The sequence below is a fragment of the Microvirga tunisiensis genome, assembly GCF_009296175.1.
GTDB lineage: Bacteria > Pseudomonadota > Alphaproteobacteria > Rhizobiales > Beijerinckiaceae > Microvirga > Microvirga tunisiensis.
The window spans coordinates 1-9,110 of sequence record NZ_VOSK01000258.1; the positions used below are offsets into that span (position 1 = coordinate 1).

The 9,110-nt window shown below is 60.9% G+C and carries 7 protein-coding genes and 2 pseudogenes; 8 read left to right on the forward strand and 1 reads right to left on the reverse strand.

Annotation, left to right across the window (positions count from 1 at the left end):
* The 8 genes and pseudogenes from FS320_RS32575 to FS320_RS32610 form a co-directional block, all read left to right on the forward strand.
* Nucleotides 1-119: pseudogene (locus FS320_RS32575) on the forward strand (S-(hydroxymethyl)glutathione dehydrogenase); the annotation flags it as partial.
* Between the two features lie 167 nt (nucleotides 120-286).
* The gene (gene gfa, locus FS320_RS32580) at nucleotides 287-865 is read left to right on the forward strand and encodes an S-(hydroxymethyl)glutathione synthase (RefSeq protein ID WP_162003397.1); all 579 of its coding nucleotides are present in this window, start codon (nucleotides 287-289) and stop codon (nucleotides 863-865) included.
* Between the two features lie 195 nt (nucleotides 866-1,060).
* Entirely contained in the window at nucleotides 1,061-1,537 is a 477-nt protein-coding gene (locus FS320_RS32585) for a formate dehydrogenase subunit gamma (protein ID WP_152716575.1), read from the forward strand.
* Nucleotides 1,534-3,090, forward strand: a complete 1,557-nt coding sequence (locus tag FS320_RS32590; RefSeq protein ID WP_152716576.1) for a formate dehydrogenase beta subunit — start codon at nucleotides 1,534-1,536, stop codon at nucleotides 3,088-3,090. The genes FS320_RS32585 and FS320_RS32590 overlap by 4 nt, the downstream gene beginning before the upstream one ends.
* 12 nt (nucleotides 3,091-3,102) lie before the next feature.
* Complete coding sequence (fdhF, locus tag FS320_RS32595; RefSeq protein ID WP_152716577.1) at nucleotides 3,103-5,946, forward strand: formate dehydrogenase subunit alpha; 2,844 nt, start codon at nucleotides 3,103-3,105, stop codon at nucleotides 5,944-5,946.
* Nucleotides 5,933-6,775 carry a formate dehydrogenase accessory sulfurtransferase FdhD gene (gene fdhD / locus FS320_RS32600; RefSeq protein ID WP_192926369.1) on the forward strand — a complete coding sequence of 281 codons (843 nt, stop codon included), beginning with the start codon at nucleotides 5,933-5,935 and terminating at the stop codon, nucleotides 6,773-6,775. The genes fdhF and fdhD overlap by 14 nt, the downstream gene beginning before the upstream one ends.
* The gene (locus FS320_RS32605; RefSeq protein WP_152716579.1) at nucleotides 6,772-7,050 is read left to right on the forward strand and encodes a formate dehydrogenase subunit delta; all 279 of its coding nucleotides are present in this window, start codon (nucleotides 6,772-6,774) and stop codon (nucleotides 7,048-7,050) included. The genes fdhD and FS320_RS32605 overlap by 4 nt, the downstream gene beginning before the upstream one ends.
* Nucleotides 7,051-8,041: 991 nt before the next feature.
* On the forward strand, nucleotides 8,042-8,923 hold the full coding sequence (locus FS320_RS32610) for a DUF2961 domain-containing protein (protein WP_162003398.1): 882 nt from the start codon (nucleotides 8,042-8,044) through the stop codon (nucleotides 8,921-8,923).
* A 45-nt stretch (nucleotides 8,924-8,968) separates the two neighbouring features.
* Here the strand turns inward: FS320_RS32610 and FS320_RS32615 are convergent.
* Nucleotides 8,969-9,110: pseudogene (locus tag FS320_RS32615) on the reverse strand (ATP-binding protein); the annotation flags it as partial.

A 9,110-nucleotide genomic window follows, 5' to 3' on the forward strand; every position in this document is an offset into this window, starting at 1 on the left:
TGGAGGGCAAGATCAACATCGACGATCTGATCACCCACACGATGCCGCTCGAGGAGATCAACACCGCCTTCGACCTCATGCACGAAGGCAAGTCGATCCGCTCGGTCATCGTCTACTGATCAGGAGATTGCCGGGTTCCGTGCTTCCCATCCCTTCCGAGGTACGGATAATCCGAGTTTCTTTGCGTGATCTGATGAAATTTCCGGCTTAGCTCTCATGGCATGGCCCCGGGCGTGATAAGCTGCGCCGGTTAACCGAGAAGACTTTGATGGGAAAGGAGCGTCCAATGAATGCCACTCTCTCGATCCACCCAGCAGTCGACAATGGCGTAACCCAAGGCGAGCCAAACTTCGCCGGTGGCAGGCTCACCTGTAAATGCACCAGCGATCCGGTCATCGTGGAGATCAAGGGCAACAGTGCGCACAACCACCTGTGCGGCTGTACCAAATGCTGGAAGCCGACAGGCGCCACGTTTGCGATGGTTGCCGTCGCGCCGCGCGATAACGTGACCGTAACGGCCAATGAGGACAAGTTGCAGATCGTCGATCCGTCCGCCACGATCCAGCGACACGCCTGCAAGGCCTGCGGCGCTCATATGTACGGCCGCATCGAGAACAAGAACCATCCGTTCTACGGCCTGGACTTCATCCACACGGAGCTCTCGCCGCAGAAGGGTTGGTCAGCACCGGGATTTACCGCGTTCGTCTCGTCGGTCATTGAATCCGGGGTGGATCCGGCTCAAATGCCCCAGATACGGGCTCGGTTGAAGGAGCTTGGGCTCGAGCCCTACGATTGCCTGTCGCCGGAGCTGATGGACCTCATCGCGGCCCATACGGCCAAGGCCAAGCAGGCGGCCGCTGCCTGACGGAAAGCCAGCAAACGGATGAGAGGTGACCGCGCGGCCGCGCAGGCCGCGCGGTATCTTGGGCATGTGCGCAGGACAAGCCGGAAAGCGAGCTTGGTCGGATATTCGATTCTGTCTTGTCTATTCGAAAATCTCGGTTGCATACCGCCCCCAAGACGAGCAGTCTCGGGCGACTAATAATATCCAGGTGTGGAAATGCCGAGGTTAGGCGAATGGGATCAAGGTCGCGCGCGCGAGATCATCGCGGCGAATGGTACTCTGGAAGGCCCGGTGCTGCCGATCCTCCACGCCCTCCTGGACGAATTCGGGCACATTCCCGAAGAGGCCATAGCCCTGGTGGCCTCGGAGCTGAACCTGTCGCGGGCCGAGATCCACGGGACCGTCAGCTTCTACCATGATTTCCGCCGCCAGCCCGCAGGCAGGCACGTTCTCAAACTGTGCCGGGCGGAAGCCTGCCAGTCCATGAACGGTCCACGGATCGCACGCGACCTGCTGCAAGAGCTCGGGATCGATTGGGGCGGGACCACGTCCGACGGCGCCTTGACCGTTGAAGGCGTTTACTGCCTCGGGCTGTGTGCCTGCGCCCCATCCGCGCTTTATGACGGCGAACCCATGGGAAGGGTCGATCGGGAGCGTCTCGATACCGTCGCCCGTGAGGCGCGGGGACCATGATCAGGATCTTCATTTCCCGGGATTCCGCATCGGTGTCCGTCGGCTCAGTGCGGATAGCCCGGCTGGTTTGCGAGGAGGCCGCCGTTCGAGGCCTAATCCTGGAGACCGCATTGACCGGGTCGCGCGGCCTGTTCTGGCTCGAACCGCTGGTCGAGGTCGAGACACCTGGGGGACGCATCGCCTACGGGCCGATCAGTCCCTCCGACATCGGCAGCCTGTTCGATGCCGACTTCCTTACGGGTGCGGAGCATCCCTTGCGCCTGGGGCGCCTGGAGGACCAGCCTTACCTCGCCAGGCAGCAGCGGCTGACCTTCACACGCTGCGGCATCGTCGATCCGCTGTCTGTCGAGGACTACGAAGCCCATGGCGGTTATGCCGGCCTTCGACGCGCGCTCTCCCTGGAACCGCAGGCGATCGTCAACGAGATCAAGCTTTCCGGCTTGCGCGGACGGGGCGGGGCCGGATTCCCGACCGGGATCAAGTGGGACACGGTTCTTCATGCACAGGCGGACCGCAAGTACATCGTCTGCAATGCCGATGAGGGTGACAGCGGCACCTTTGGGGACCGGATGCTCATGGAAGGGGATCCCTTCTCCCTGATCGAAGGCATGACCATCGCGGGCTTGGCCGTTGGCGCTGCCAAGGGCTTCATCTACATCCGATCGGAATACCCTTACGCCTACCGGACCATGACGGACGCCATCGCGCTCGCCACGAAAGCCGGCTGCCTGGGGCCATCTTTGATGGGATCGGGTCAGGCCTTCACGCTGGAAACGAGGCTCGGGGCGGGGGCTTACATCTGCGGCGAGGAGACATCGCTCCTGGACAGCCTCGAGGGCAAGCGCGGCATGGTGCGGGCAAAGCCGCCACTGCCGGCGATCGCGGGGCTCTTCGGCAAGCCGACCCTCATCAACAACACGCTGTCTCTCGCGACCGTACCGTGGATCCTGGCAAATGGCGGTCAGGTTTATGCGGATTTCGGCATGGGCCGTTCGCGCGGCACGCTGCCGATCCAGCTCGCAGGCAATGTCACGCGCGGCGGTCTCATCGAACTCGCCTTCGGGGCCACCCTGCGCGAGATCGTCGAGGATTTCGGCGGAGGCACCGCGACGGGGCGTCCCGTGAAGGCAGTTCAGGTCGGAGGACCTCTCGGAGCCTACTTTCCGGCCTCCATGCTCGACCTTCCCCTGGACTATGAAACGCTCGCGGCGGAGAAGGGCCTTCTCGGCCACGGCGGCATCGTCGTATTCGACGACAGCGTCGACCTCTCGCAGCAGGCGCGCTTCGCCTTCGAATTCTGCGCCGCCGAGAGCTGCGGAAAGTGCACGCCCTGCCGTGTCGGCGCGGTGCGAGGCGTCGAGGTCATGGACCGGATCATCGCCGGCATCGAGCCGGAGAAGAATTTCGAGGTTCTTGAGGATCTCTGCACCCTCATGACCGACGCTTCGCTCTGTGCCATGGGGGGGCTGACGCCCCTGCCGGTGATGAGCGCGTTGACCCATTTTCCCGAGGATTTCGACAAGGCTCCGCAGGTTCCCGCGGCCGCCGAGTAATGGAGAGTAGTCATGGCCCTGATCAGGGAACTCGATTACGGCACGCCGATCTGCAGGACGGAAAAAGCGGTGACGCTGACCATCGACGGCCAGCCTGTCACGGTGCCGGCAGGCACCTCCGTCATGGCCGCGTCCATGATGCTGGGAACCGAAATCCCCAAGCTCTGCGCCACGGACTCGCTGGAGCCCTTCGGCTCCTGTCGTCTCTGCCTTATCGAGATCGATGGCCGCCGCGGCACGCCTGCCTCCTGCACGACTCCTGCCGAAGAGGGCATGGTCGTACACACGCAAACCGATCGGCTCGCAAGGCTCCGTCGCGGCGTGATGGAACTCTACATCTCGGATCATCCGCTTGATTGCCTCACCTGCTCGGCCAATGGCGATTGTGAGCTCCAGGACATGGCGGGCGCCGTCGGTCTGCGGGAGGTCCGGTACGGCTATGACGGGGGCAACCATCTCGATGCGCCGAAGGATGTGTCCAACCCGTATTTCACCTTCGAGGATTCCAAGTGCATCGTCTGCTCGCGCTGCGTGAGAGCCTGCGAGGAGGTGCAGGGCACGTTCGCCCTGACGGTTCAGGGACGGGGCTTCGACTCCCGCGTCTCACCTGGCGGAATGGACTTCTTCGGGTCCGAGTGCGTATCGTGCGGTGCCTGCGTGCAGGCCTGTCCGACGGCCACGCTCAATGAGAAGAGCGTGATTGATCTCGGCACGCCCGAGCATTCGGTCATCACCACCTGCGCCTATTGCGGCGTCGGCTGCACCTTCAAGGCCGAGATGAAAGGCACGACGGTCGTACGCATGGTTCCCTACAAACACGGCAAGGCGAACGAGGGTCATTCCTGCGTCAAGGGACGCTTCGCCTGGGGATATGCCACGCACAAGGACCGCATCACCAAGCCCATGATCCGTGATAGGATCACGGATCCATGGCAGGAGGTCTCCTGGCAGCAGGCGATCGACCATGCTGCAAGCATGCTCAAGCGCATCCAGACCAAATACGGCCGCGACTCCATCGGCGGCATCACGTCGTCCAGGTGTACGAACGAGGAGACATTCCTCGTCCAGAAGCTCGTCCGGGCGGCATTCGGCAACAACAATGTCGATACCTGCGCCCGCGTCTGCCATTCGCCGACCGGATACGGGCTGAAGACGACCCTCGGCACGTCGGCAGGCACGCATGACTTCGCATCGGTGGACCAGGCTGACGTCATGATCGTGATCGGAGCCAACCCAACCGATGGGCATCCGGTCTTCGCCTCCCGCATGAAGCGGCGGCTGCGCGAGGGGGCTCGCCTCATCGTCATCGATCCGCGCCGGATCGACCTTGTGAGATCGCCCCACATCGAGGCGGACTACCACCTGCCTCTGAAGCCCGGGACTAATGTCGCGATGATCAATGCGCTTGCGCATGTGATCGTGACGGAAGGGCTGGTGGATGAGGAGTACGTACGCGAGCGTTGTGAGCTGGACGCCTTTGAGGGGTGGGCTCGCTTCATTGCCGAAGAACGTCATTCCCCCGAGGCCGTCGCAGACATCCTGGGGGTTTCTGCCGCGGATGTGCGAGGCGCCGCTAGGCTCTACGCGTCCGGCGGGAATAGTGCGATCTATTACGGGCTTGGCGTCACCGAACACAGCCAGGGCTCCACCATGGTGATGGGCATGGCGAACATCGCCATGGCGACCGGCAATATCGGGAAGCGCGGCAGCGGCGTGAACCCGCTGCGCGGGCAGAACAATGTCCAGGGCTCGTGTGACATGGGATCCTTCCCACATGAGTTATCCGGCTATCGGCACGTCTCCGACGATGCGACGCGGCAGATGTTCGAGGCTTTCTGGGGGGTGGGCCTTCTGAACGAGCCCGGACTGCGCATTCCGAACATGCTCGATGAGGCGGTGTCCGGATCCTTCAAGGCTCTCTACATCCAGGGCGAGGACATTGCTCAATCCGATCCCGACACACAGCATGTGACCGCTGGTCTGAAGGCCATGGAATTCGTGGTGATCCAGGACATCTTCCTTAACGAGACCGCAAAATATGCCCACGTCTTCCTGCCCGGTTCCTCCTTCCTCGAAAAGGACGGGACCTTCACCAATGCCGAGCGGCGCATCAACCGCGTGCGGAAAGTGATGCCGCCACTGGGTGGATTGGCGGATTGGGAGGTCACGATAGCTCTCTCGAACGCCCTCGGATATCCGATGTGCTACACTCATCCCAGGGAGATCATGGATGAGATCGCCCGTCTGACCCCAACCTTCGCCGGAGTGTCGTACGATAAGCTTGATCAGCTTGGCTCGGTACAATGGCCGTGCAACGAGGCTGCCCCGGCCGGAACGCCGATGATGCATGTCGACCGCTTCGTCCGTGGCAAAGGCAAGTTCATGATCACGGATTTCGTTCCGACCGAGGAGCGGACGGGACCGCGCTTCCCGCTGATCCTCACGACCGGTCGCATCCTGTCACAATACAATGTCGGAGCGCAGACACGGCGCACGGAGAACAGCCGCTGGCACGAGGAGGACGTGCTCGAGATCCACCCCTTCGATGCGGAGAGTCGGGGGATCCTCGATGGTGATCTCGTCTCCCTCGAGAGCCGGTCCGGCGATATCGCCTTGCGAGCCCTGATCAGCGAGCGCATGCAGCCGGGGGTTGTCTACACGACTTTCCATCACGCGAAGACCGGCGCGAACGTGATCACCACCGACTATTCCGACTGGGCGACGAACTGCCCTGAGTACAAGGTCACGGCAGTGCAGGTCCGCCGCACCAATCGGTCCTCCGACTGGCAGGCCCGGTTCTTCGAAGAGGATGTAGCACTCAAACGTATCGACGCGAATGCCAATGCCGCCGAATGAAGACAACTCGCAAATCCTCGAGGCGGTGGACACACCAGCCACCGTTTTCCCTTTTGGGACAGGCGACCCAGTTCGGAGCACACGTGCGATTCCCTCGGAGGTGCCGGTCAACCTCGTGTATGGCGGCATTCCGTTCGCCGTCATGATGGCATCGCCGTCCGACCTGGACGACTTCGCCTTGGGTTTCAGCCTGACGGAAGGTATAATTCAAGCTCCGGATGATATTCGCGGAGTTCGCATCGAACCCGAGGAGAAGGGCTTGAAAGTCTCTATCGATCTTACACCCGACAGACTTCACGACCATCTGGCTCGAAGGCGGGTGCTCTCAGGACGGACCGGCTGTGGGTTGTGCGGGATCGATGATTTCGACGCGCTGCCTCACGCGCGCTTGCTCAGTGGTCCTGCGCCGAGCGTTTCTCTCACGGCCATTCGAGCGGCTTTGGGAGCGCTCGACAGTGAGCAGGCGCTGAACGAGCGCACCCACGCGGTCCATGGAGCAGCTTGGGCCGATATGGATGGGATCCTCCTTTGCGTGCGTGAGGATGTCGGCCGTCACAATGCCCTGGATAAGCTCATCGGAGCGCTGTGCCGCGCCGGCACGAAGCCTGACAGTGGTTTTGTGATCGTCACGAGCCGCTGTTCCTTCGAGCTCGTCGAGAAGGTCGCGGCGTTCGGTGCGAGGACACTTATCGCAATTTCAGCTCCGACATCTCTGGCTCTGGAACGAGCCCGACATCTTGATATTACGCTTGTTGCAATTGCTCGGCACGATTCCGTGACGGTCTTCCATGGACTGGAGCACATTCACATACAGGATGCTTTGGTATGAGTATCGAGAAGCTCATCCGTATGGCTAATCAGATTGCCGGCTTCTTCCGGTCCTATCCGGAAGAGCAGGCTCTCAAGGGGATCCACGATCATCTTTTCGCCTTTTGGACGCCGGGCATGCGCAGAGCGCTTCTGTCCTATGCGAGCCAGGATGACGGAAAACTTGATCCGCTTGTCGTGGAAGCAATGCTTAACCCTCAGAACGCAAAAAACCCGATCGAGAAGGAAATTGCTGGTCCGGAGACGGTAGGTGAATTGGGGAGTGATGCTGGATGACGTTGTCGCATGCTGACATCCCACGTAGCGCCGGGAGCGTATGACGGCACCATCTGCACCGTCATTCCTCAAAGCACATGCATCTATCCGCCCTTGGTCGTATAATTCATTTTGATGCCCACCCGTGAGGCTTCAGAAGGCATCGTCAACTTAACGGATTTTGCGAGCTTTGGCCGGTTTATGGCCGACGCGGGGTTACGTACTTTCAATGGTTTAGAGGCGAGCGTGATGCACTCAAATTGCTCCAACTTGCTTAAGTTGACGATGCCGCTCAGCCGTACCATCGGACGAATGTGATGTGGCGCCTTGGATGTCCTTGGCGGCAACGTGGGCACACCAAGTGAGAGGGTTAGCATGGTTCTAGGCAACTCATCAGCGTCAGGATCAGGCCGGCTGACCGCACCGGAGTGGGCCGCAGTCGCCAGCTCCCTAAACTTCGTCACGGTCTGGCTCGCAATTTCATTTGCCTGACGGGCGCTTGTGCAGGAACCTGAGCGGCAATGCAGTGTGATCGACGGCTTTGTCACATGAACGAGTTTTACTTGCCTACTGCCTCTCCCGTGAACACCGGATTGTGCATTATCAACGGCTTAGGCAGGCGTGGCTCACGGCCAGAATGGCCTTTACTTGCTTGATATGGCAACGCCAGAGAAGCTCCAGCAAATGTCGGGTTGTTGTTCTTATTCCTGCAAAGGATCGGCGGAGGTGAGTTGGTATGGGAGCCGATACGACGCCGGGACGGACGATAAAGCTCGAACGACACCTCCTCTGGCGTATTGCCGTCATAGCCGGGCTGAGCGGCACTCTTGTTGCTCAGGTGAGTAAGTCCGACGCACAGAATGCACCTCCGCCGGCTGCTGACAGTGCGCCGTCCTCAACAAAGTCGGCAGGCCACGCCGCTCCGCCGTGGCCTCCGGTCACCCCGGTCGGGCTTGATTCGTACCTGCAATGGGCTCGGTGGCCTTATCAACGGATTGGGATCCGTGGATATATGCGCTCGACCTACGACCGTGACGGTTTGAACCGCACAGCTGATGCATCACACTTCCTCTACGGCGAGGGTCCTGACTTTAATGTTACCCTCGACGCCATGGGCCGAGGCATCCTCTACTTCGTCCGTACAAATCGTTGGCATGGCAGCCCCTGGCACTATGAAATCGATGGAGTTGACCACATTTTGCGCGAGACGAGCACGGCTGATCCAGAACATCCTCTACCCGAGTCGAAGTATGATCCAGCCGAGATCTTCTCGCCGCCAATGGCGTTGACCTGGCCAACCACGAAAGGATCGGACCTGAACTGGGTGCCGATCCCATTTGAGAGGTCGCTGCGGCTAGCGTATGAGCGGACGTTCTACGGCACAGGATACTACATTCTTCATCAGTTCGCTGATGACACCCTGGCGTCGCCGCGGCCGCTCGACTGGCGCACTCCGCCCGACCCACAGGTACTGCAAGTGATCGGACGATCCGGAAGTGACGTTGCGCCAACTGATACTGCGCGCGAGACAAATCGCCTGACGTTTGAGCGCGGCCGCCCGCTTCGCCTGTTTCAGCTTGCTGGACCTGTAATGATCCGCGCCCTGAAGCTGACCCTGCCGCGTGATCGTGCACTGACATTGTCGGACGCGCATTTGCGCATCACCTGGGATGGGAGACAGAAGCCGTCGGTTGATGTCCCGTTGGCACTCTTCTTCGGCGCGGGCCTGCTGTACAACCGAACCAATGCCGAGCATCTCGTCAAGGCTTTCCCGGTCAACATCCGCTACGCAGGCGAATCGGTCTCTCTCGCAAGCTACTTCCCAATGCCGTTCTTTCGCTCGGCATCGATCGAGCTAATCCCGTGTCAAGCGACACCGAGATTTACGAGATAAGGCGACATCCAGTTTTACGACGGCTCAAGCGTGAGCCCGCTGGAGAGCCTCCTCCAGATCCCGCAGGCGATAGCTGCGCCCCTTGATGTTGAGAACATGCGCTCGGTGCAGCAGGCGGTCGAGGATGGCCGTGGCCAGCACCTCGTCGCCGGCCAGCAGCTCGGTCCACTCCCGGATGCTCTTGTTC

Excerpts from the sequence above, each read along its gene's own strand:
- gfa (WP_162003397.1), top strand. The coding sequence starts at position 287 with ATGAATGCCACTCTCTCGATCCACCCAGCAGTCGACAATGGCGTAACC.
- FS320_RS32585 (WP_152716575.1), top strand. The coding sequence starts at position 1,061 with ATGCCGAGGTTAGGCGAATGGGATCAAGGTCGCGCGCGCGAGATCATC.
- FS320_RS32590 (WP_152716576.1), top strand. The coding sequence starts at position 1,534 with ATGATCAGGATCTTCATTTCCCGGGATTCCGCATCGGTGTCCGTCGGC.
- fdhF (WP_152716577.1), top strand. The coding sequence starts at position 3,103 with ATGGCCCTGATCAGGGAACTCGATTACGGCACGCCGATCTGCAGGACG.
- fdhD (WP_192926369.1), top strand. The coding sequence starts at position 5,933 with ATGCCGCCGAATGAAGACAACTCGCAAATCCTCGAGGCGGTGGACACA.
- FS320_RS32605 (WP_152716579.1), top strand. The coding sequence starts at position 6,772 with ATGAGTATCGAGAAGCTCATCCGTATGGCTAATCAGATTGCCGGCTTC.
- FS320_RS32610 (WP_162003398.1), top strand. The coding sequence starts at position 8,042 with ATGCGCTCGACCTACGACCGTGACGGTTTGAACCGCACAGCTGATGCA.